This is a genomic window from Microbacterium elymi (assembly GCF_021582895.2).
GTDB classification, from domain to species: Bacteria; Actinomycetota; Actinomycetes; order Actinomycetales; family Microbacteriaceae; genus Microbacterium; species Microbacterium humicola.
Genome location: NZ_CP091139.2, coordinates 1,967,878 through 1,989,272 on the forward strand (window position 1 = coordinate 1,967,878; position 21,395 = coordinate 1,989,272).

Annotated in this window: 22 protein-coding genes and 1 pseudogene; 13 read left to right on the plus strand and 10 right to left on the minus strand. The window is 71.6% G+C overall.

The genetic code is table 11. The annotated features are described in order from the left end of the window. Positions 1-28: 28 nt before the first annotated feature. The 6 genes from L2X98_RS10735 to L2X98_RS10765 all read left to right on the plus strand — a co-directional run bounded on the left by L2X98_RS10735 (position 29) and on the right by L2X98_RS10765 (position 6,277). The gene (locus tag L2X98_RS10735; RefSeq protein WP_259610895.1) at positions 29-565 is read left to right on the plus strand and encodes a phosphotriesterase family protein; all 537 of its coding nucleotides are present in this window, start codon (positions 29-31) and stop codon (positions 563-565) included. Between the two features lie 72 nt (positions 566-637). Beyond that, positions 638-1,753 (plus strand): FAD-dependent monooxygenase, encoded by a 1,116-nt coding sequence (locus L2X98_RS10740; protein ID WP_259610896.1) that lies wholly within the window; start codon positions 638-640, stop codon positions 1,751-1,753. Between the two features lie 3 nt (positions 1,754-1,756). Then, the gene (locus tag L2X98_RS10745; RefSeq protein ID WP_259610897.1) at positions 1,757-2,662 is read left to right on the plus strand and encodes an alpha/beta hydrolase; all 906 of its coding nucleotides are present in this window, start codon (positions 1,757-1,759) and stop codon (positions 2,660-2,662) included. Next, positions 2,659-3,567, plus strand: a complete 909-nt coding sequence (locus L2X98_RS10750; RefSeq protein WP_259610898.1) for an MBL fold metallo-hydrolase — start codon at positions 2,659-2,661, stop codon at positions 3,565-3,567. Before L2X98_RS10745 ends, L2X98_RS10750 begins: the two co-directional genes overlap by 4 nt. Positions 3,568-3,575: 8 nt before the next feature. Beyond that, entirely contained in the window at positions 3,576-5,492 is a 1,917-nt protein-coding gene (locus L2X98_RS10755) for a CocE/NonD family hydrolase (RefSeq protein ID WP_435526189.1), read from the plus strand. Beyond that, on the plus strand, positions 5,444-6,277 hold the full coding sequence (locus L2X98_RS10765; protein WP_259610899.1) for a helix-turn-helix transcriptional regulator: 834 nt from the start codon (positions 5,444-5,446) through the stop codon (positions 6,275-6,277). Before L2X98_RS10755 ends, L2X98_RS10765 begins: the two co-directional genes overlap by 49 nt. A gap of 91 nt (positions 6,278-6,368) precedes the next feature. Here the strand turns inward: L2X98_RS10765 and L2X98_RS10770 are convergent, their stop codons facing one another. Then, complete coding sequence (locus tag L2X98_RS10770) at positions 6,369-8,201, minus strand: FAD-dependent oxidoreductase (RefSeq protein ID WP_259610900.1); 1,833 nt, start codon at positions 8,199-8,201, stop codon at positions 6,369-6,371. A 248-nt stretch (positions 8,202-8,449) separates the two neighbouring features. On the opposite strand from L2X98_RS10770, the gene L2X98_RS10775 reads away from it, so the two are divergent. The 3 genes from L2X98_RS10775 to L2X98_RS10785 all read left to right on the plus strand — a co-directional run bounded on the left by L2X98_RS10775 (position 8,450) and on the right by L2X98_RS10785 (position 11,192). Further along, positions 8,450-10,210: an MFS transporter gene (locus L2X98_RS10775; RefSeq protein ID WP_259610901.1), complete on the plus strand. Its 1,761-nt coding sequence runs from the start codon at positions 8,450-8,452 to the stop codon at positions 10,208-10,210. Positions 10,211-10,324: 114 nt separating this feature from the next. Next, positions 10,325-11,050 (plus strand): carbohydrate kinase family protein, encoded by a 726-nt coding sequence (locus tag L2X98_RS10780; RefSeq protein WP_259610902.1) that lies wholly within the window; start codon positions 10,325-10,327, stop codon positions 11,048-11,050. Further along, a complete protein-coding gene (locus L2X98_RS10785; RefSeq protein WP_259610903.1) occupies positions 10,944-11,192 on the plus strand; it encodes a PfkB family carbohydrate kinase in 249 nt (82 codons plus the stop codon). Before L2X98_RS10780 ends, L2X98_RS10785 begins: the two co-directional genes overlap by 107 nt. Here L2X98_RS10785 and L2X98_RS10790 read toward each other — a convergent pair. The 5 genes and pseudogenes from L2X98_RS10790 to L2X98_RS10810 form a co-directional block, all read right to left on the minus strand. After that, positions 11,143-12,153, minus strand: a complete 1,011-nt coding sequence (locus L2X98_RS10790; protein WP_354002744.1) for a hypothetical protein — start codon at positions 12,151-12,153, stop codon at positions 11,143-11,145. The genes L2X98_RS10785 and L2X98_RS10790 overlap by 50 nt on opposite strands. A gap of 43 nt (positions 12,154-12,196) precedes the next feature. Next, on the minus strand, positions 12,197-12,331 hold the full coding sequence (locus tag L2X98_RS10795) for a hypothetical protein (RefSeq protein WP_259610904.1): 135 nt from the start codon (positions 12,329-12,331) through the stop codon (positions 12,197-12,199). 40 nt (positions 12,332-12,371) lie between these two features. Further along, positions 12,372-14,716 (minus strand): annotated as a pseudogene (gene purL, locus L2X98_RS10800) (phosphoribosylformylglycinamidine synthase subunit PurL). A gap of 77 nt (positions 14,717-14,793) precedes the next feature. Beyond that, complete coding sequence (locus tag L2X98_RS10805) at positions 14,794-15,915, minus strand: HNH endonuclease signature motif containing protein (RefSeq protein WP_259610905.1); 1,122 nt, start codon at positions 15,913-15,915, stop codon at positions 14,794-14,796. Next, positions 15,869-16,348, minus strand: coding sequence for a hypothetical protein (locus L2X98_RS10810; protein WP_259610906.1), 480 nt, complete (start codon positions 16,346-16,348; stop codon positions 15,869-15,871). Before L2X98_RS10810 ends, L2X98_RS10805 begins: the two co-directional genes overlap by 47 nt. Positions 16,349-16,526: 178 nt before the next feature. Here L2X98_RS10810 and L2X98_RS10815 point away from each other — a divergent pair, with 178 nt between their 5' ends. Then, the gene (locus L2X98_RS10815) at positions 16,527-17,249 is read left to right on the plus strand and encodes a hypothetical protein (RefSeq protein ID WP_259610907.1); all 723 of its coding nucleotides are present in this window, start codon (positions 16,527-16,529) and stop codon (positions 17,247-17,249) included. Next, the gene (locus L2X98_RS10820) at positions 17,144-18,025 is read left to right on the plus strand and encodes an alpha/beta hydrolase (RefSeq protein WP_259610908.1); all 882 of its coding nucleotides are present in this window, start codon (positions 17,144-17,146) and stop codon (positions 18,023-18,025) included. The genes L2X98_RS10815 and L2X98_RS10820 overlap by 106 nt, the downstream gene beginning before the upstream one ends. Before the next feature lie 16 nt (positions 18,026-18,041). Here the strand turns inward: L2X98_RS10820 and vapC are convergent, their stop codons facing one another. From vapC to L2X98_RS10840, 4 genes are read right to left on the minus strand one after another with little or no spacing between them, the layout of a single operon-like run. Beyond that, complete coding sequence (gene vapC, locus L2X98_RS10825; protein ID WP_259610909.1) at positions 18,042-18,434, minus strand: type II toxin-antitoxin system VapC family toxin; 393 nt, start codon at positions 18,432-18,434, stop codon at positions 18,042-18,044. 1 nt (position 18,435) lies between these two features. After that, positions 18,436-18,639 (minus strand): type II toxin-antitoxin system VapB family antitoxin, encoded by a 204-nt coding sequence (locus tag L2X98_RS10830; RefSeq protein ID WP_259610910.1) that lies wholly within the window; start codon positions 18,637-18,639, stop codon positions 18,436-18,438. A 23-nt stretch (positions 18,640-18,662) separates the two neighbouring features. Beyond that, positions 18,663-19,106: a Fe-S cluster assembly sulfur transfer protein SufU gene (gene sufU / locus L2X98_RS10835; RefSeq protein ID WP_259610911.1), complete on the minus strand. Its 444-nt coding sequence runs from the start codon at positions 19,104-19,106 to the stop codon at positions 18,663-18,665. Beyond that, positions 19,103-20,374, minus strand: a complete 1,272-nt coding sequence (locus L2X98_RS10840) for an aminotransferase class V-fold PLP-dependent enzyme (RefSeq protein WP_259610912.1) — start codon at positions 20,372-20,374, stop codon at positions 19,103-19,105. The genes sufU and L2X98_RS10840 overlap by 4 nt, the downstream gene beginning before the upstream one ends. An 87-nt stretch (positions 20,375-20,461) precedes the next feature. Between L2X98_RS10840 and L2X98_RS10845 the strand changes: the two genes are divergently transcribed. Both L2X98_RS10845 and L2X98_RS10850 read left to right on the plus strand, forming a co-directional pair. Continuing rightward, positions 20,462-20,785 (plus strand): hypothetical protein, encoded by a 324-nt coding sequence (locus L2X98_RS10845; protein ID WP_259610913.1) that lies wholly within the window; start codon positions 20,462-20,464, stop codon positions 20,783-20,785. Continuing rightward, positions 20,772-21,257, plus strand: a complete 486-nt coding sequence (locus L2X98_RS10850) for a carboxymuconolactone decarboxylase family protein (protein WP_259610914.1) — start codon at positions 20,772-20,774, stop codon at positions 21,255-21,257. The genes L2X98_RS10845 and L2X98_RS10850 overlap by 14 nt, the downstream gene beginning before the upstream one ends. The last annotated feature ends 138 nt before the right edge of the window (positions 21,258-21,395 follow it).

Below are 21,395 nucleotides of genomic sequence, written 5' to 3' on the forward strand. Positions count from 1 at the left end.
GCTTGCGGCGGGGATCATCAAGGTCGGCGTGAGCCGCGGGTTCCGGATGAAGGAGCTCGACCTGCGCATCTACCGCGCCGCCGCGCGCGCCGCGCTGCAGACCGGGGTGCCGGTCTTCACGCACCTCGCCGTCGACGTCGAGCCCGCGCTGGCGATCTTCGCCGAGGAGGGGCTCGCGCTGGACCGCGTGCTGTTCGGCCACGCCGACGACGGCGTCAGCCAGGGCAGGGTGAACCAGGAGGCGATCCTCGCCGCGGGCGGGCGGCTGGGCTTCGACACGTTCGGGTACGACCTCGAACTGCCCGACCCGCCGTTCTGGGGACGCCACCGCGACGAGCGGCTCGCGCACTTCCTCGGCCTGGTGCGGGCCGGGCACGTCGACCGGCTGCTGGCCTCGGCCGACGCCAACTGCAGCCCGCTGGGCTGGCCCGGCGTGAAGGGCCATACCGTCAACTACCTGTTCGAACAGCTCATCCCGGCCCTGCACGCCGCCGACATCGACGACGACACCATCCACCGGATCTTCGTGACGAACCCCGCCGGCTTCCTCGCGATCGACCGCTGACACCCGAACACCGAACGACCCCGAACGACCCCGAACGACCCCAGAACGACCCCAGAACGACAAGGACGCGTCATGGACCTGAAGAATCTCGACATCGCCATCGTCGGCGCCGGCTACGCCGGGGCCGCCACCGCCAAGGCCCTCAGCCGGCTCGGCGCGACGGTGAACGTCTACGAGAAGGCGCGCGAGATCCGCGAGGTCGGCGCCGGCATCGGGCTCCGGCCGTCGTCGCTGGCCGCATTCCGCTCCTGGGGCATGCTCGACGCGATCGAACGGGTGACCAGCCCGAGCGAGAGCTTCGAGATCCTCACCGCGACCGGGCAGCGCATCGCCGAGGAGGAGTGGCCCGAGAAGGACGTCTTCGGCCTGACCACCCGGTTCGTCCACCGCGGCGACTTCATCGACGCCCTGATCGGCGAGCTGCCCGACGGGATGGTGCACACCTCGCACACGCTCACCCGCATCGACGACACCGGCACTCGGCCCGTGCTGGAGTTCGCGAACGGCAAGACGGTGACCGCCGATCTCGTGATCGGGGCCGACGGCATCCGCTCGCTCGTGCGCGAGCAGCTGTTCGACGATCGCCCGCCGATCTACGCGGGGGAGCACGCCTACCGGGCCGTGATCGACATCGCCGACGCGCACGGTCTGCCGTTCGACGACAAGCTGCGCATGTACCTGGGCCACGGCACGAAGATCTACTCGCTGCCGCTCGAGCACCGCGGCCAGATCTCGTTCGACATCACCGCACTGAACCCCGACCCGACGCCGAACCCGCGCGACGGAAAGCAGGCGATGCTCGCCACCGTCGCCGGCTTCGAGGACGCGATCGTGCAGACCACCCGCGACCTCGACATGGGCATCGTCAACGTCCGCGCCGTATACGACATCGACCCGATCGAGGTGTGGCACTCCGAGGCCGTCGCGCTGGTCGGCGACGCCGCCCACGCCATGTGCCACCACCAGGGACAGGGTGCGAACTCGGCCATCCTCGATGCGCAGGTGCTGGCCGAGGCCCTGGCCGGCGCCGACTCGGTCGCCGCGGCGCTGGCGCAGTACCAGGCGGCGCGCAAGCCGATCACCGACGGGCTGCAGAAGGTGTCGCGCGAGGGCTGGAGCGAAGACGAGATCCAGACCGTGTTCCCCGGGCAGAAGCCCGGCGACCTCGCGGCGACGGCGAAGGGCTGACGGATGCCGCTGAACCCCGTGATCGCGCAGGTCCTCGCGTCGCTGCCGACGCCGTCGCCCGGACCGATCGACCCCGTCGCGCTGCGCGCAGCCGACGAGGCGCACCTGGCACCGGTGGCCGAGCGCCCGGTCGTGGCGCGGGTGGACGACGAGATCGCGCACACCGTGCACGGCGACGTGCCGGTGCGCATCTACCGCGACGGCGACGGCGACCGCGGCATCCTGGTCTACCTGCACGGCGGAGCGTTCTTCCTCGGCAGTCTCGATACGCACGACCACATCGCCCGCGCGCTCGCGGCGGCGACCGGGCTCACCGTCGTCTCGGCCGGCTACCGGCTCGCGCCCGAGCACCCGTTCCCCGCGGGGCTCGACGACGCGACCGGCGTCGTGCGGTGGGCAGCCGACCGGTTCCCCGGCCCGGTGCGGGCGGTGGCCGGCGACAGCTCGGGCGGCACGTTCGCCGCCGCCGTCGCCGCGCGGCTGCACGACGAGGGGTTCGACCGCATCACCCACCAGGTGCTGCTGTACCCGTCGCTCGACCTCGACTTCGACCAGAGCCGCTACCCGTCGCTGGTCGAGAACGCCACCGGCTACGGGCTCGAGTACGCCGGCCTGGCCCCGTTCAACGCCTTCTACCTGCGCAGCGGCGCCGACCCCGATGACCCGCTCGTGTCGCCGATCAAGCGGGTCGACCTGGCCGGGCTGCCGCCCGCCCTCATCGTCACCGCCGAGTACGATCCGCTGCGCGACGAAGGCGAGCGGTACGGGCAGCGCCTGCGCGGGGCGGGCGTCGATGCGACGGTGGTGCGGATGCCGGGGGTCAACCACGGGTTCGTGCAGAACTTCCCGGCCATCGACGAGAGCCGACGGACCATCGACCGGGTGGCCGCGTTCCTGGGGGCGCCATGACCGTCGCCGTCCACCCGATCGCCGCGCCGTGGGGGCGGTTCCACCTCTACAGCTTCCTGATCGACGCGCCCGAGCCGGCCCTCGTCGACACCGGCGTGACCGCATCGGCCGCCGGGGTGCCCGCCGCGCTCGAGGGGCTGGGCCGCCGCACCCGCGACATCCGATGGATCCTGCTCACGCACGGGCACATCGACCACGTCGGCGGTGCGTTCGCGCTGTGGGAGGCGACCGGCCGCAAGGCGCAGGTCGTGATCGGACGGCGAGACGCCCCGTTCCTGCGCACGCGCCGCGCGCACGTCGACGAGGCGCTCGCCCTGCGCGGCGACCGCGTGCCCGGGCTCGAAGCCGCCAAGACCGCCGAAGCGGCCGCGGCGATCTCGGGCGAGCTGGAGCCGACCCGCGTGGTCGACGACGGCGACCGGCTCGACCTCGGCGGCGTGACGGTCGACGTGCACGCCGTCCCCGGGCACACCGCGGGCGGGGTGGCCTACGCGGTCGACGGACACGTGTTCGCCGGCGACGCGGTCCAGGCCTACGGCGCGGCCAGCGGATTCCCCGGATACGAAGACCCCGACGCGTATCGGTCCAGCCTTCAGCGCCTGCAGGCTCTGCATCCCGCGCACCTGTACCTCGGGCATCCCTACCGCCGGGCCGACGGCTCGCCGTTCCCGGTTGCGCTCGACGCCGTCGACGCCGAGGAGGCGCTCGCCGGCAGCCTGGCCGAGGAAGCCCGCATCCGGGCGGCCGTGGCGGCGCACCCGCCTCGGCCGGACGATTCGGTGTACTCGCCGTACGCCGGGGTCGCGGCATCCCTCGGCTACACCGGCGACCCGATGCTCGAGCCGTCCCCCTTCTTCACCACGATGCGCGGCTACGCGACGCACTCCCCAGGAGCACGATCATGATCAAAACCGTGACAACCGGCACCCAGACCATCGCGGTGCGCAAGAACCTCGAGATCCCGATGCGCGACGGCGTCACGCTCGTCGCCGACGCCTACCACGCGCCGGACGAGAAGGCCCGTCCGGCGCTGATCGCCCTCAGCCCGTACGGCAAAGAGCTGCAGGCGCTCGCGCTCACGATGCCGCCGCAGCGGCGGCCCTCGCCGATGTGGGACGGCTGCATCGAGGCCGGCGACATCGCCCGGGTCGTCGGCGAAGGGTACGTGCATGTGATCGGCGACCTGCGCGGATCGGGCGGATCCGGCGGCGAGCACATCGGCAACTACAACGCGGGCGGCGTCTCGCTCGGGCAGGACGCGTACGACGTCATCGAGTGGGTCGCCGCGCAGCCGTGGTGCGACGGCAACGTCGGCATGATCGGCATCTCGTACTTCGGGTCGATGCAGGTGCTGGCCGCCGCCGAGCGCCCTCCGCATCTGAAGGCGATCTTCGTCTCGGGCGGGCACTACGACTTCTACGAGACGACGTACCACGGCGGCATCATGTGGTTCATGCCGCGCGCCGCGCGCGAGGGTCGGGGCGGCGACTCGGGCTGGGCGTTCACCGACCGGATCAAGAGCCGGATGCTGCAGAACGTCGATCCGGGCGAGGTCGAGCGCCGCGTGGCCGAGCGGCTGGCCGACCCCGACATCCAGGCGTGGCCGAATCTCGTGCATACGCTGCACTACCCGGTGCACCACGAGGCGTGGTTCGACATCGTCACCAACGACCTGGACGGCCCCTGGTACGAGGAGCGCAACCCCATCACGGTCGCACCGAACATCGACATCCCGGTGTGGCTCGAGCTCGACCAGGGCCGCGGCTGGACCCTGGACGGCACGATCGAGCTGTTCCAGGCGCTGCCCGGCCCCCACAAGCGGCTCTCGATCGGGTCGTACCCGCCGATGCAGTCGCGGCCGTGGATCGAGGAGCACGACAAGATGTTCCGCTGGTACGACCGGTGGCTGAAGGGCATCTCCAACGGCGTCGAGCACGAGCCGGCCGTCGAGGTGTTCGTCGAGGGGTCGCGCGAGGTCGTCACAGCCGACCAGTGGCCGCCGAAGCCGGTCGAGCACCGGCCGCTGTATCTGCGCACGCGTCGGGCCCTGTCGGCCGAGCCCGAGGTCTTCGGGCCCGAGGCGGCCGCGCCCGACGGGTTCTTCCAGGCGCCGCTGACGGTGACCGACACCGTCGAGGTGCTGTCGTGGTCGACCGCCGCGTTCGAGCAGCCGGCCGAGCTGATCGGCACCGGTGCGTTCCACCTGTACGCCGCGATCGACCAGGACGACACGAACTTCATCCTGCGACTGTGGGATGCCGCGCCCGGCGGCACGCGGCAGCTGCTGACCACCGCGTACCTGAAGGCGTCGCAAGCGCGAGCTCGACCCCGACCGGTCGGCCGAGGGCAGCCCGGTGCACCCGCACACCCGCAAGGTGCCGGTGGTGCCGGGCGAGATCACCGAGTACGTGCTGCGGATCTACCCGTTCGCCGCGACGATCCTGCCCGGGCACCGGCTGGTGGCCGAACTGTCGTGCGACGAGCCGCTGAGCGACGAGCACAACGCGCTGCTGCCGCCCGACGCGTTCCACCTGCCGGTGGGCCGCCCGGTCACCCACACGATCTACCGCGACGCGCAGCATCCGTCCCGGCTCGTGCCGCCATTCACGGTGTGAGATGGCCCTCGTGTCGCGTCGCTCGCCGCGGGCGGAACGACGGTGCGTCGCCGCGCGGGACCTCGGCGCGGCGCTGGACGGCTGGGGACGGTTCGCCGGTGCCGACGGGCGCCGCCGTCCGCCGCAGGAGTGGGTCGGCGTCGACGGGCGGCTCGTCCGCGGGCGCGTGGACCGCACCGAGCTCGATCTGCTCGATGTGGATGCCGTCCACCTGAGCGTCGCGCGGACCCCGGCCGAGGTGGCGCGCACGGCCGCCACCCGGCACATCGTCGTCGTGCAGCTGTCGGGCACCAGCGTCCTGACCCCGGCCGACGGGCACCCGCCCGTGCGTCTGGAGCCCGGGATGGTCAGCTACGGCGACCCGACGGTGTCGTACGGGTGGGAGTTCGACGGGCCGTTCCGGCTGATGATGCTGCGCGCCCCGCGTGCGGCCCTGCCCCTCGCCCCGGCGGCTCTGCGTCCCGTGCTCGGGCGCCCGTTCCCCGCCGACCGCGGGTATGCGCGGATCGCGGTGCGCTTCGCGCGCGACGTGCTGGACGACGCGGCACTGCTGGCCGGATCGTCGGGCTCGGGCATCCTGCACGACGTGGTCGGCGTGTTCTCGACGATGCTCGCCGAGCAGCTCGCCGCCGCCGACGTGATCGAGCCGACCGAGCCGGCGTTCCGGCGGGCGACCGCGTACATCTCCGCGCACCTGACCGGGACGGCGCCGGGTGCGAACGCCGATCCGCTGCGGGTGACGACGATCGCCGAGGCCGTGGACATCTCGCCGCGGTACCTGCAGGCGCTGTTCCATGAGCGGGACATGTCGGTGACCGGGTGGATCCGCGAGCGTCGGCTGGAGCTGGCCCGGCAGGCGCTCGTCGACCCGGGATGGGCGGATGCCGACATCCTGCAGATCGCGCTCGCGCACGGCTTCGCAAACCACTCGCACTTCACCCGGTCGTTCCGCGCTGCATTCGGCGAGACGCCCAGTGCCTGGCGCCGAGCGGCCGCATAGGAGACTGCCGCACGCGTGGCGCCCGGTGCTGCGCGCCCGGTGCCGGCCCATGGCGTGCTGCGACGTGTGGCGTGCCGGGCGCGGCACCGACTCAGACGTCCCCGTGGTCGCGGTCGCGTTCGGTGGCACCGGCATCCTGTCGATCGAGGATCCGCACCAGAGCCTCGCACAGCGCCGTGTCGGGGTCGTCGGCGGCGTCGACCTGGCGCAGGGCGATGTGCTGATCGGGGCGCACGAGCAGGCATCCGGCCTCGCCGACGCCGTTGCGCCGCCCGAAGTCGCCGTACAGATCCTGCACGTCGCCGCGCTGGGCGATCATTATCGTGGCCAGCTCGATGCCGAGCTCGGCGGCGACCCGAGCCGCGGCATCCACCCACGCCTGCCCGCGGTCGCGCACCACGAGCGTGAGGCGCTCGCCGCCCACGGCGTCGAGGGTCGAGATCGTCCGAGTCGCGTCCCCGACCCACGCGTGCGGAATACGGGCCCCGGGGTGGCTGGTCGGCTGGATGTACAGCTCGGCATCCCGCTCGTACACGGGCTCGGTGCCATCGTCGATCACCGCCGTCGACCGGTACACCTGGTTCATCTCGACGCCGTGCGCCTCGAAGATGTACGACTCCTCCGCGATGACCCGGCGCACCTCGGCCCGGCGCCGCTCGCCCGCATCGCTGGCCGCGCCGAGCTCGGCGAACTGCGCCTCACGCTCCTCGAACGGCAGCGTCGGATCCAGGCCCATGGCCGGCAGCAGATCGGCGCCGAGTGCCCAGCTGTCCACCGCCCGGTTCACGACCTGCTGTCCGATCGGCTGCCGCTCGGCGGTGTAGGTGTCGAGCAGGCGCGGGCCGGCCAGGCCCTTGACGACGAACGCGAGCTTCCAGGCCAGATTGAACGCGTCCTGGATGCACGTGTTCATCCCCAGCCCGTTCGTCGGCGGATGCCGGTGGGCGGCGTCGCCGGCGATGAACACCCGCCCGTGGCCGTACCGTTCGGCCACGATCCGGTTGATGCGCCACGGGTACAGGCCGGTGATCGTGACATCGACGTCGTCGTCGCCGATCGCCTGCCGGATCTCGTGGGCGGCCTCATCGGCGGTCAGCCGGGAGTTGCGCTCGCCGAGATACACGAGTGATGCCGACCACTCGTGCCACGGCTTGACCATGCGGATCATCGCCCGCGTCGGCCCCTCGGGCCGGTTCTGGAAGATCTCGTACAGCGAGCCGGGGCGATGAGCCACATACGCCGACAGGTCGGCGGTGAAGCTGATGTTCATCGCGCCCGCGATCCCTGCATCCCCCTCGAACGGGATGCCGAGGGCCGCAGCGACCGGACTCTGGCCGCCATCGGCGCCGACGGCGTAGAGCGCCCGGAGGGATTCAGCTCGGCCGGTGACGCCGTCCACGACGTGCACGGTGACACCCTGGGCATCCTGATCCAGACCCGTGAACGACGTCTGGAAGCGCACCCGCACCCCGCGCCGCGCGGCCTCGCCGAGCAGCAGAGGCTCGAGCCTGTTCTGCGGGATGTCGCAGCCCTCGGTCGGGCTCGCCGTCAGGTACTCGCCCTGCCGGCCGGGATTGTTGCCCCACGACCACGCGCGCCCGAGCTCCATCCCGGTGAACGCCGTCGCGACGACCTGGCTGGCCATCGTTCCGCGGCCAGACGCCTGTGCCCTCACCGCATCCTCCAGCCCGAGCTGGCGGATCACCTCCATCGTGCGCTGGTTGGTGATGTGCGCGCGCGGCGAATCGGCCACCCAGGTCTCCCGGGTCACGACGGTGACCCGCAGGCCGTGGCGGGCGAGCAGAAGAGCCGTCGTGAGCCCCGCGGGTCCGCTGCCGATCACGACGACGTCGTTCACCGCCGCCTCTCCCTCGCGGTGCTGTCGAGCCGATGACCATGACGTCTTCGTCAGGTTCTCATCCATGGGAGATTCCGTTCCCGTTGTCCAGACATCCGCAGTGGCGCGGGCGTCGGCCCCAGTCTGCGGCGCCGACGACAGCCGCGCTGGTCCGGGTGCGCACGCCGACTGGCCTCGGCGCGCAGTGCCGCCGATCGGCCGTTCGGCTCACGATGCGACAAGTCACTTGACAGAGTGTAAAGAAACGTGTTCAATCATCACAGCACGCACCCACGTGCCGCGTCGTCGTTTGGAACGAAGGGGTTCCCGCAGCCATGTCCAGCACACAGACCACCACGATCATCGCCTCGCGCGGATCGGTGCGGGCGACCTTCGCCGCCGCGTTCCTGTCCGTGGCGCTCGCCCAGACCGCCTACGCGATCCCTGGAGCCCTGAACGGCGCGTTCGCCGCCGAGTTCCACGCCTCCGGCGCGGGACTGACCTGGATCACGGCGATCTTCGAGATCGGTATCGTCGCCTTCGAGCTCACGTTCGGACTGCTCGGCGACCTGTTCGGTCGCAAGAAGCTCATGGTCGCGGGCAGCGCCCTGGTGATCGTCGGCGCCGCGCTGTCCGCCGTCGCCGGCACGATCGGCTTCATGATCTTCGCCCAGGCGGTCATCGGCATCGGGGCCGGGTTGCTGTTCCCGATCGGCCTGGCGATGGTGGCCGCGCTGACCCCCGACCCGAGGCGGCGTGCACGCGTGATCGCGATGTGGGCCGGGTTCCTCTCGCTCGGAGCCGTCATCTCGCCGGTCATGGCCGGGCTGACCGACCAGTTCTTCACCGTCCCGGGGGCGGCGCCGGGGGCACCGAACGTCTTCAGCGGATGGCGCGTGTCGTATTGGGTGATCGTGGTGGTGGCCATCGTCCTCGTCTTCGTGTCCCTGGCGACCCGCGACTCGTCGGCGCCGGCGGGCCGGAAGCTCGACATCCCCGGTCAGATCACGTTCGCGGTCGGCCTGATCGCGGTGCTCTACGCCACCGTCACCGCCGTCGACTCGGGATGGTCGGCGTGGCAGGTCATCGCCGGCTACATCGTCGGCGCGGTGACCCTGGCCGCATTCATCGTCATCGAACTGCGCTCGAAGGCGCCTCTGCTGCACCTGTCGCTCTTCAAGAACCGCGCGTACTCGATCGGCAGCATTGTCGCCGTGATCGGCATGTTCGCGTTCCTCGCGACGGCGTTCTCCACCTCGATCTCCGTCGGTGCCCTCCAGCAGAGCCCGGTGTGGGTGCTCGGCGTGCTGTTCGTGTGCATCCAGGGCCCCGCGTTCGTGCTGGCGCCGCTGGTCGGACGCCTCATCCACTCCGTGTCGCCGCGGTGGATCCTCACCGTCGGGTTCGCGTTCATCGCCGCGAGCGGATACTGGCTCTCCACCTACAAGGTCGGTGTGCCCGCGCAGTTCGGCGGCGCGCCATGGCAGGACTTCCTCGCACCGCTGCTCCTGCTCGGCATCGGCTTCGCGCTGACCATCGGCTCGATCACGGCCGTCGCGATCAACACCGTGCAAGCCGCACGAGATCGGCATGGCGTCGGCGACCACCAGCCTCATGCGCGACCTCGGCTTCACGCTCGGACCCGTCGTGGGCTCAGCCATCGCGTTCGGTCTCGGCGCGGCCGCCTTCGCCGCCCCGATCGCGGGCGTGCTGACCGGTGCTGGTCTGCCGGCCGAGGCCGTCGCGGGGCTGTCGCAGGTGCCTCCGCTGGCGTGGCTCTCGGGCTGGGACGGCGTCGTCGGCCAGTTCGCCGCTCAGCTGGGAGCCTCGGGCGCCCCGCAGGCGACCGTCGACGGCGCCATCGCAGCACTGAGCGGATCGCAGGGCGACATCATGGGGCTGGCCGGCGCATCCCTCGGCTCGGGCTTCCAGGTCGTCTATCTCGTCGCCGCGATCGCCGCGACCGCGTCGGCGGTCCTGACCCTGTTCATCCCAAGCAACCGCGCCGACGTGCCCGTCACCGACGCCGAGCTGGCCAAGACCGTCAAGGTCGAGGCCACCGAGGTCTGACCCCGCCCGGCCAGGGACCTCCCTGAGCCGTGGCAACGGCAGGCCGGATCGCGGACCCGGGGTCGCCGCGGCGCCGAAATGCACGATCCGCCCTGCCGTTGCGACGCCGATCGGCCGGACCGAGGCGGCAGGATGGACCGGTGACCGTCTTCATCGCGGGCCCCGCGTCATGGAACCGCATCGTGCTGCTCGACCGGCTGCCCGACCCCGTGCCGCACATGCAGTTCGCGCTCGCCGAGCACGAGACGGTCGGCGGCACGTCGGCCGGCAAGGCGCTCGGGCTGGCGGCACTGGGTCGACGGCCGGTTCTGCACACGCTGCTGGGCGAGGATGCCGAGGCCGCCCGCATCGCGGAGGCCCTGCGCGGTGCCGGCGTCGAGCTCATCACCGGGGCGGCCGACGCCACAGAGCGCCACCTCAACCTGATGACGCCGGCGGGCGAGCGCGTCTCGCTGTACCTGTCGGCGCCGGGTGAGGCCTCCGCCGCATCCCGTGCCCGGACCGCCGCGGCCGTCACGGCCGCGATGGCGGATGCCGCAGCCATCGTGCTCGATCTCGCGGCCGAGGCGCGCCGGCTCATCCCCGAGGCGCGGCGGACCGGTCGCCCGATCTGGACCGATGTGCACGACTACGACGGCACCGCGGAGTTCGCGCGGCCGTTCGTCGCGGCAAGCCGACGCCGTGTTCATGAACGCGGACGCCATCGGCGACCCCCTGCCGTTCCTGCGTACCGTGGTCGACCGCGGGGCGTCGCTTGCCGTGTGCACGCTCGGCGCGGACGGCGCGGTCGCGGTGGATGCGGCCGGGCGCGAGCACCGTGTCGCCGCCGTCCCGGTCGAGGTGGTCGACGTCAACGGCGCCGGTGATGCGTTCCTGGTCGGCGTGCTGGACGCGACGCTCGACGGGGCCGAGGCGCCCGAGGCGCTCGCCGCGGGCGCACGGCATGCGGCGACCGTGCTCACCACCAAGCACCTGCATCCCGTCCTGGATGAGCGCGGTACTGCATGAGCGCGGTACTGCATGAGCGCGGTCCTGGATGAGGCCCGTGTTGGATGAGCCCGGTGTTGGATGAGCCCCGTGCTGGATCAGGCCACTGGCTGATGGTCAGGCGCGGCCGTCTGGGGCGCCGCTGCGGCGGGGGACCGGCCAGGGCGCATCTGCGGCGCCCGGCGGCGGGGTTGCACCGGGGGTGGTCGCGGCAGGTGTCGCGGCAGGCGTCTCCGCGGCGGGCGGCGGAAGCGTGGCACCCGGTGGCAGGGCCAGCGCCACCTTCTTCTCGAGCACCTCGATCGCGCCGTCCGACAGCGAGATGAGTCCGTCGAGCTCTTCGCGCACCCGCTTGTACGCGACCTGGCGCTCGGCGGGGGTCGCCGCCTGGTCGATGGCGACGGTCAGCAGCTGCTTCGCCGTGTCGAGGCGCTTGCGCTCGGGCTCGGTGAACGACGAGTCCCGGAGTCGGCGGGCATCCTGTTCGGCGACGTCGAACGCCACCTCGAAGTCGGTCACCGCGTTGCGGTACTCGTCCAGCTTGCTCCTTCGTCACCCGGACCTTCTCCGAGTCCGGGCGCAACCGGTCCGCGACCTTCTTCGCCCGCAGGAACGCCGCGGTCAGCGGCTGGCGTCCGTCGCTCATCGCGGGGAACGCGATCAGCTTCGCGACATCCAGCTCGTAGTCCAGCCAGCGCTTGGTCACCGCGTCGTGCGCGCGGAACAGCTGGGTGAGCTGCTCGGCGTGCGACTGCTCGACGGAAGCGGGGGATGCCGCGACCGCCCGGCCCGTGGCCCGGCCCGTCCCCCGGGCCGCCGCCTTGGCCGAGGTGATCTCGGCCTTCGCGTGCAGGATCTCCAGTCGCCGCTCGTGCCGGCTGCGCGCGTTGCGCTCCCACGCCTTGCCGGCGCCCCCGAGGACGCCCATCAGCGGGAAGATCAGCCACCAGTAGCTGCCGGCGAACTGCCAGAAGTCATGCACCCTGCCATGGTACCCATGACGGCGGTGGGCGCTCGGCCCGAGGTCAACCGAACAGCAGCGCGAGGACGGTGGCACCGCCGGCCACGAGGATGAGCGCGACGATGACGACCCAGGCGATCACCTTGATGCGACGCTGGCGCCGCTCGTTCAGGGGCCCGTAGTCCTCATCGCTCGACATGCGTTCAAGTCTAGGGGCAGGCGCGGACGCCGCCCGGTGATCACTCCGCGATGGTCGGTCCGAAGGCCGCCGGCAGGGTGGCGGCGGATGTCGCGCGCAAGCTCGTCGACCGGAACGGTGAACACTCCCTGCACCTCGAGTGCGGCGTCGGCGCCGGCCTGATCGGTCACGCCGATGCGCAGCACCGGGTAGCCACGGCCCTGGCACAGCCCGCGGAACTTGACGTCCTCTTCGCGCGGCACGGACACGATGACGCGGCCGGTCGACTCGGCGAACAGGGCGGATGCGGCATCCACCCCGTCGCGGTCGATGATCTCGTCGAGCCAGACCCGGGCGCCGACGCCGAACCGCAGCACACCGTCGGCCAGCGTCTGGGCCAGCCCGCCCTCGGACAGATCGTGCGCGCTGGAGATCAGGTTCTGGTCGTTGGCGGCGCGCAGCAGGTGCGCGAGGCGCTTCTCGGCCTCGAGGTCGACGGCCGGCGGCCGCCCCCCGAGGTGCTGGTGCACGGTGGCCGCCCAGGCCGATCCGCTCAGCTCGGTGGCGGTCACCCCGAGCAGGTAGATGTTCTCGCCCTCGTCCTGCCAGCCGGATGGAATGCGGTGGGCGACGTCGTCGATGATGCCCATCACGCCCACGACCGGCGTGGGGTGGATCGGGACCTCGCCGGTCTGGTTGTAGAAGCTGACGTTGCCGCCGGTGACGGGGATGCCGAGCTCGAGACATCCGTCGGCGAGGCCGTCGACGGCCTGGCTGAACTGCCACATGACCTCGGGGTTCTCCGGGCTGCCGAAGTTGAGGCAGTCGGTGACCGCCGCCGGGGTCGCCCCGGTCACGGCGACGTTGCGGTACGCCTCGGCGAGGGCGAGTTTGGCCCCCTGATAGGGTTCGAGCTGGCAGTATCGGCCGTTCGCGTCGGTGGCGATCGCGAAGCCGAGGCCCGAGTTCTCGTCGACCCGGATCATGCCCGCGTCGTCGGGGAACGCCAGCGCCGTGTTGCCGCCGACGTAGTAGTCGTACTGGTTCGTGATCCAGGACGTGTCGGCCTGGTTGGGGCCGGCCACCAGCTTGCAGGAACTGCGAGCGCAGGACGTCGGGATCGGTGGACCGCGGCAGCGCGGCCGCCGGGTCCTGCTCGAGCGCGTCCAGCCACGCGGGGTAGGCGACGGGGCGCTCGTACACCGGGCCGTCGACGGCCACCGTCGACGGGTCGACATCCACGATCTGCTCGCCGTGCCAGTAGATCTTCAGGCGGCCGTCGCCGGTGACCTCGCCGAGCACGCTGGTCTCGACATCCCACTTTCCGGTCACCGCGAGGAAGGCGTCGAGCTTGTCCGGCGCGACGATGGCCATCATGCGCTCCTGACTCTCGCTCATGAGGATCTCTTCGGGCGTGAGCGAGGGGTCGCGCAGCAGCACGTTCTCCAGATCCACGCGCATGCCCGAGCCGCCGTTGGCGGCCAGCTCGGAGGTCGCGCACGAGATGCCGGCGGCTCCGAGGTCCTGGATCGCCTCGACCAGTTCGCCCCGGTACAGTTCGAGGCAGCGCTCGATGAGCACCTTCTCGGCGAACGGGTCGCCCACCTGCACGGCCGGACGCTTGGTCGGCCCGCCGGCGGCGAACGTGTCGGAGGCGAGGATGGATGCTCCGCCGATGCCGTCACCGCCGGTGCGGGCGCCGAACAGCACGACCTTGTTGCCGGTGCCGGACGCGTTGGCCAGCTTCAGGTCTTCGTGGCGCAGCACCCCGACGGCCAGGGCGTTGACCAGCGGGTTGCCCTGGTACACCGGGTCGAACACCGTCTCGCCGCCGATGTTGGGCAGGCCCAGGCAGTTGCCGTAGAACGAGATGCCCGACACCACGCCGTGCACCACGCGCGCGGTGTCGGGGTGGTCGATGGCGCCGAAGCGCAGCTGGTCCATCACCGCGACCGGGCGGGCCCCCATCGAGATGATGTCGCGCACGATCCCGCCGACGCCGGTGGCGGCGCCCTGGAACGGCTCGATGTAGCTGGGGTGGTTGTGGCTCTCCACCTTGAAGGTGACCGCCCAGCCCTGGCCGATGTCGACCACACCGGCGTTCTGACCCATGCCGACCATGAGCCGCTCGCGCATCTCGTCGGTGACCTTCTGGCCGAACCGCTTGAGGTAGATCTTGCTCGACTTGTACGAGCAGTGCTCGCTCCACATCACCGAGTACATGGCCAGCTCGCCGCTGGTGGGACGCCGGCCGAGGATCTCGCGGATCTGCGCGTACTCGTCGTCCTTCAGACCGAGGGCGCCGTACGGCTGCTCCCGCTCCGGGGTCGCGGCCGCGTTCTCAACGGTGTCTGCCACGGAGCTGGCGGTGACGGATGCTGGTGCCTGAGCGGTGGGGTTGGTCACGCGACTGAGCTCCAAGTTCGGGATGCCGGGCGGTAGCCGGCGGTGTCGGGCGGCCGACAGGGGACCGCGTGCCCAGTCTAGTTCGGGGCACCACGAGCTCTGCCGGGAGTCGGCACTCCGACCGGTCGGTCTTCCTGCCCCCCGTGATCTTGACGCCAATCGCCGCGGTCGGGTGGTGGATCCCACGCCCACCGCAGCGGCGAACGGGAGATGACCGGGATCGGAGGACCACCGTCCGGCCGGTGCAGGAGGAATGGCCCGTGGCCGCCGCGCCGAATGTGCCAGCCGGCGTTATGGAGCAGCAGATGATGGAATCGACAGAGGAGGATGCCCCGGTCGATGTCGGTGGACCCATGGTCGGCGGACCAGTGGTCGCAGTGGTGCGCCTCGCAGTACGACGCGGGCACGACGCACCCGGGCCACAGGCATCCGCCATCTCGTATCGCCAGCGCGATCCGTTGCTTCGCGGTGAACAGACGCTGCCTCGACCGACGTCGAGGGGGTTGCCGCACGAATCGACGGTGACCGGCACTGCTCCGGTCTCGCACAAGGATCGCGCGATGACCGAACCCGGCAGCGGATCGCCGCCGTCCTCGAGGTGCCCGGTCATCAGCGCGCGCCCGAACGCGTCGCGCGGGCCGGCGGAATCTACGATCGTCACCATCCGCACGCCGGGCTGGCGCGCGCCGAACACCTCGGCTTGCAGTCGCGAGCGCGCCGGCGCGCAGCACCTGCATGAGCAGGTCGTACTCGAGCTGTTCGTTCGTGCGCGGATCGTCGATGAGGCTCTGCTCGGCGGCCCGCTCTTCGTCAGTCTGGAAGCGCGGTCCACCGCGGCGCGGCCGCAGTCCCGCCGCTGTGATCGAGCGCACCCACGCCGCCATCTCGTCGTCGTACACGATATGGCCGTGGTGCAGACCGTCCTGGTCGGTCCAGCTCGATACGACCGGCGCTCGAACCGCTTGCGCGAATCTCTTCTCGGCTCCTGCGGCATCCAGCACGTCCCGCACCTGTCGAGCGCGTCGCGCAAGCTCTTCGACCGGCATCGCTGCCGCCTCGACCGTCAGCTGCTCGGCCGCGATGCGCCACACCTCGGCCGCCTCGCCCTCGTCGCGATCTTCCGGCGGATCCCCGAGCCCACGCTGGATGGCCTCATGCTGCGCGGTCGAGAGGGTGCCGTTCAGCAGCGCCGCGCGCAAGCGGGGCGCGCCAGTCCTGCGGCCTGTCAGCGTCGGGCGGCGCGGGCGCGTCGATGCCGGCACCCGTGCCGTCGCCGGGTTCATCCCCCGGGCCATCCAGCAGTGACGCGCCCAGCGTGACGTCCCGGCGCGCCTCGGCCCGGGTGACGCCGCCGATCGACTGCACGAATTCGACCGGGGTGCGATGGCCGTGCTTCGCGGCAAGCCCCGACTGCCCCATATCGCGCGCCGATCGCTCGGCCAGGATGCCGGCGCCGATCACGCGGACCTTCTCGACGGCGCGGGTGAGGGTCGCGGCGTCCCGCAGGAGCCGCACGAGGTCATCGCCATCGATGTGGCGCAGCGCGCGGGGCAGATCCGGCGTGGCCGCACCGAGCTCAGGGCGGGAAGCGAGGGCGTCTGCCGCCTCCCGAAGCTCGGATGAAAATGACATACTTCATCCTGACACTGGCTCCCGACATCCGAAGTAAAATCGCCCAATCTGTGGACAGCCGACGGATTGTCCAATCTGTGGAGAACCGACGGAACGAGCGCCCCTCGCCCCGCTGCCGCCCCTGGCCGGCGAGAGGGCGCCACAGCTAGGGTGAGGCGCAGACATCGGAAGGGGCATCATGCTCGACTTCGGCCATCCGCGCGACCTCGTCATGATCGGCGCCATCTTCGGCGTCGCGGCTTTCATGTGGGCCGGGTGGGCGCAGGAGAGTCCGCCTGCCCAGACGGGATGGCGCGTCGTGCTGGGCGCGCTCTCGCTGCTCGGCGTCGCCCTGGCGGCCCTCAGCATCCCGCTCGCGATCAAGAACTGGGGCGCCGGGACGGCGATCGACCCGCACACCCGTGCGTTCGTCATCTACATCATCGTGTTCTGGGCCGAGTTCGTCATCGCCGGCGTGCTCGCGTTCGTCGTCATCCGGGCGGGTCGGTCGGATCTGGTCGCCCCGCTGATCCTGGCGATCGTCGGCATCCACTTCTTCGCGCTCGCCGTCGTGTTCGGCCAGCCCGTCGCTGCACCTGGCCGGCGGACTGCTGACCGCCCTCGCGATCGTGGCCGCATTCCTGCCGCGCGATTTCGCCGCCCCGAGCTTCTGGTGCGGGCTGATCGGCGCGCCCATATTCCTCGCGATCGGCGCGTGGTGCCTGGTCGCCGGGCGCAGCGCCCTGACGGCGGCATAGGATGTCGCGCTCTCGCGACCCCCTCAGCTGGACGCTGGTCGCGCTCGGCGGCGTCGGGGTGCTGGTGGTGGTCTGGGTGTGCGTCACGCAGTGGGGCGGCGTCGTGCACGGACACCCCGCCTACGCCGTGCTGCTGGCCGTCACGGTTGTGGCGTCGGTCCTGACCGGGGTGGTCGGTCTTCGCGGCCGGCGCCCTGGGACCGCGCGTCTCACCCTGCGCATCGTCGCGATCGTGCTGGGCGTCGGCTGGCTCGCCCTCACGGTGTGGATGCGCCCGCACACGGCCGCCGAACCGGCCTTGGAGGCCATGCGGTCGGATGCCGCGGTCACCGTCGCCGAGTCGGCCACCGAGATCGTGATGACCCCGACCGGCGAGGTCGACGACGTCGGCGTGCTCTTCCAGCCCGGCGCCTTCGTCGATGCGCGGGCGTACGCCGCCGTACTGCGTCCGCTGGCCGAGGCCGGGCACACGGTCGTCATCCCGAAGCAGCCGCTGGGCATCGCGTTCCTCGCCATCGGCGCGCTCGACGCCACGCGTCCGCGCTTCGCCGAGGTCACGGGCTGGGTCGTGGCCGGCCACTCTCTCGGCGGCACGGTGGCGGCCATCGAGGCGGATGAGGCGGATGCCGCGGCGACGCACCCCGCGGTCGGGCTCATGTTCTTCGCGTCCTACCCGGCGAACGACATCAGCGGGTCGCTGACCGTGCCGGTGCTGTCGATCTCGGGCTCGAAGGACGGCCTGTCCACTCCGGAGAAGGTCGACGCGTCGCGGGCGAACCTGCCCGCCGGCGCCGAGTTCGTGCAGATCGACGGCGCGTCGCACGCGCAGTTCGGCTCCTACGGCCCGCAGGCCGGCGACGGAACGCCGACGATCAGCGCGGACGATGCCCGTGCGCAGATCTCCGCGGCCGCCGTGCGCTTCGTCGACGACCTGCCCTGAGCGCGAGCAGCCGCGGTCAGTCGCGCGCGACGGTCAGCGAGGTCACGCGAGCGATGGCGTCGAAATCGACGTCGTGGTGCAGGATCGATTCGTCGTTGCGCAGGGCGATGGCGGCGATGAGGCAGTCGACGAGTCTGCGGACCGTCACCCCCTCGCGACGTCCCGTGCGATAGATGCGCGCGGCGTCGACCCAATCCGTCGGCTGGGTCGGCAGCAGGGTCGCGCGCGCGAGCAGTCGCTCCAACTGGCGTGTGTGGGTGTCCGAGCGCGCGCCGGCGAGCAGTTCCATCATCACCGGCTCACAGGTCTTCAGCGGAGCCTGTTCGCGGATCAGCCGTTCGACGGCAGCATCCGCGGGCGAACCTGTCGCGCGCAGATACTCGATCCAGGCGGACGAGTCGACCAGCACCTCAGGATGCCCGGCTCTCGCGGAGCGCGTCGAGATCGCCTTCCCACCCCGACCCCCGCAAGGCCAGCGCCTTGTCGACGTCCAGCGGATCGGCGGCGAGGGCGCGCAGCGCATAGTTGACGGCATCCCGCTTGGACGAGAACGCGAACCGACGCATCACGGACTCCACGGCAGAGTCGTCCAGGTCGATGTTGGTGCGTGTCATACACCAACGATACACCTCGCCGTTCAGGCGCGCGAGAGGGCGTCCTCCAGCGCGACCCAGGCGAGCATCGCGCACTTGACCCGGGCGGTGTACTTCGAGACGCCCGACAGGGCCGCGGCATCCCCGAACCGCTCCTCATCCAGCGGAGTCTCGCCGCGTGAGCGCAGGGCCTCGCGGAACGATGCGATGAGGGCGGATGCCTCGGCCCGAGACATCCCGTCGGCGTCGTCCACCAGCACCGCGAGCATCGACGCGGACGCCTGCGAGATCGAGCAGCCCGAGCCCTCCCAGGTGACGTCGCGCACCACGTCCCCGTCCACGTGCACGCGCAGCGTGACCTCGTCGCCGCACACGGGATTGCGCTGATGCGAGGTGGCCGCGTGCTCGTCGGCGCTCAGCCCGAAGCCGTGCGGGGTGCGCGAATGGTCCAGGATCAGGTCCTGATACAGCGACTCGAGCCCGCTCATCGCGACACCCCGAAGAACGCCCGCACGCCCGAGACGGCGTCCAGGAACGCGTCGACCTCGTCCGCGGTGGTGAAAACCGACGCGCTCGCCCGGACGGTCGCGGTCACCCCGAACCGACGGTGCAGCGGCTGCGCGCAATGGTGGCCGACGCGCACCGCGATGCCGCGGTCATCGAGCACCTGGCCCACGTCGTGCGCATGCACCCCGGCCACCTCGAATGCGCACAGCGCGACGCGGTCGGCCGCGGCATCCCCCAGCAGCCGGATGCCGTCGATCCGGTGCAACCCGTCGCGCATACGCCGTTCGAGCATCCGCTCGTGCGCGTGCACGGCGGGCATGCCGAGCGCGTCGAGGTATCGCACGGCGGCGGCCAGGGCGATGGCCTGCGACACCGGCTGGGTGCCCGCCTCGAACTTCTGCGGCGCGGGCAGGAACTCGGCGCGATCGAGAGTGACCGTCGTGACCATCGAGCCGCCGGTGAGCACCGCCGGCAGCGCGTCGAGCACCTCGCTGCGGCCGTAGAGCACCCCGATGCCGTACGGGCCGAGCATCTTGTGGCCCGAGAACGCGGCGAGGTCGACGCCGAGCGCGGGCAGGTCGACGGGCAGGTGCGGGGCCGACTGGCAGGCATCGAGGACGGTGAGGGCGCCGACGGCGTGAGCCAGCGCGACGAGCTCGGCGACCGGATTGACGATGCCCAGCACGTTCGAGACGTGCGCGAAGGCGACGACGCGGGTGCGCTCGCCGATCAGCCGGCCGCCCGCCTCGAGGTCGAGCGTGCCGTCCTCGCGGACCGGGATGTGACGCAGCACTGCGCCGGTGCGGGCGGCCAGCTGCTGCCACGGGATGAGGTTCGCGTGGTGCTCGGCCTCGGTCACGACGATCTCGTCACCCGCGGTGAGCCCATACCGTGACCCGTCGATGCTCGCATTGCCGATCGCGGCCGCCACGAGGTTGAGGGCGGCCGTCGCGCCCGAGGTCCACACCAGGCTCTCGCCGGCGGCGCCGACGAACGCGGCCACGGTGGCTCGGGCATCCTCGAACAGCTCCGTGGCCTCGGCGGCCAGCGTGTGCGCTCCGCGGTGGACGGCCGCGTTGCCGTGCGCGAGGAAGTCGCGTTCGGCGTCCAGCACCGCGCGCGGCTTCTGGCTCGTCGCGGCGGAATCGAGGTAGACCAGCGGTGCGCCGCCGATCGTCTCGGCCAGGATCGGGAAGTCGGCGCGGACGGCGGCGACGTCGAGCGCGCCGGTCTCGGCGAGGGGGATCACATCTTCCAGGCTACGCGTCGCAGACCTGGCCGAGGGCGGGACGTGTCGGGTCTGGTGAGCGGCCGTACAGCGGGCTACCCTGCCGGCATGGGCGAGTACGAGGGGCACGCCGCCCTCCGCCGTCGGCTCGAAGCGGCGGTGCGGGGTGCGGGGACCAGCGACCTCGGCGTGCGTGCCGCGGCATTCGCCGGCGATCTGTCGGCGCTGGGCCCGCCGTACCGCACGCTCGTCGAGCGGGTCCGGGAGGAGTCGTCTCGGGTCACCGGTGCGGACGTCTCGGCGGTGCGCGCCGCCGCCGGCGGCGACAGCGCGGCTTTCGAGGTGATCCTGGCGGCAGCATCCGGTGCGGGTGCGCAGCGGTGGGATGCCGCGGTCCGCGCGATCGCGGAGGCCGGCGATGCGCCTGGATGAGGTCGAGCACGGCGACCGGCTGAAGACCCGGCTGCTGTTCCGGTTCGTCTCCGCCGTCTCGGGGATGCGGCTGCCCGACGCCGCGCGGGTGGCCATGTACCACCCCGACTACGTCGGACCGGCGCTGAACGCGTGGACGCAGGCGGCGATGCGCGGCGAGAGCGACTGGTCGGTGGCCGAGCGGGAGCTGATGGCTGCGCTGGTCGCGACCTGGAACTCGTGCCCGTTCTGCGTCGGGGCGCACAGCGCGGTAGCCGTGCACGGCATGGACGCCGACGTGGTCGCGCGGGCGCTGGACGACTACCGGGCGGCACCGCTCTCGCCGCAGCTGCGGGCGGCGCTGTTGTTCCTGGAGAAGCTGACCCGCGACCCGGACGGGGTCGACGCGGCCGACGCCCGCGCCGCCTTCGCCGCGGGCGTGAGCCCGCAGCGCTGGAGGACGCGGCCGCCGTCGCCGCCGCGTTCAACGTGATCACCCGCTACGCGAACGCGCTCGACTTCGACATCCCGAGCGCCGACGACTTCGCGAAGGCGTCGAAGCGCCTGCTGGGCCACGGGTACGCCTGATTCTGCAGCGAAGGGTTGACGGGCACCGGGAGCGGGTATAACG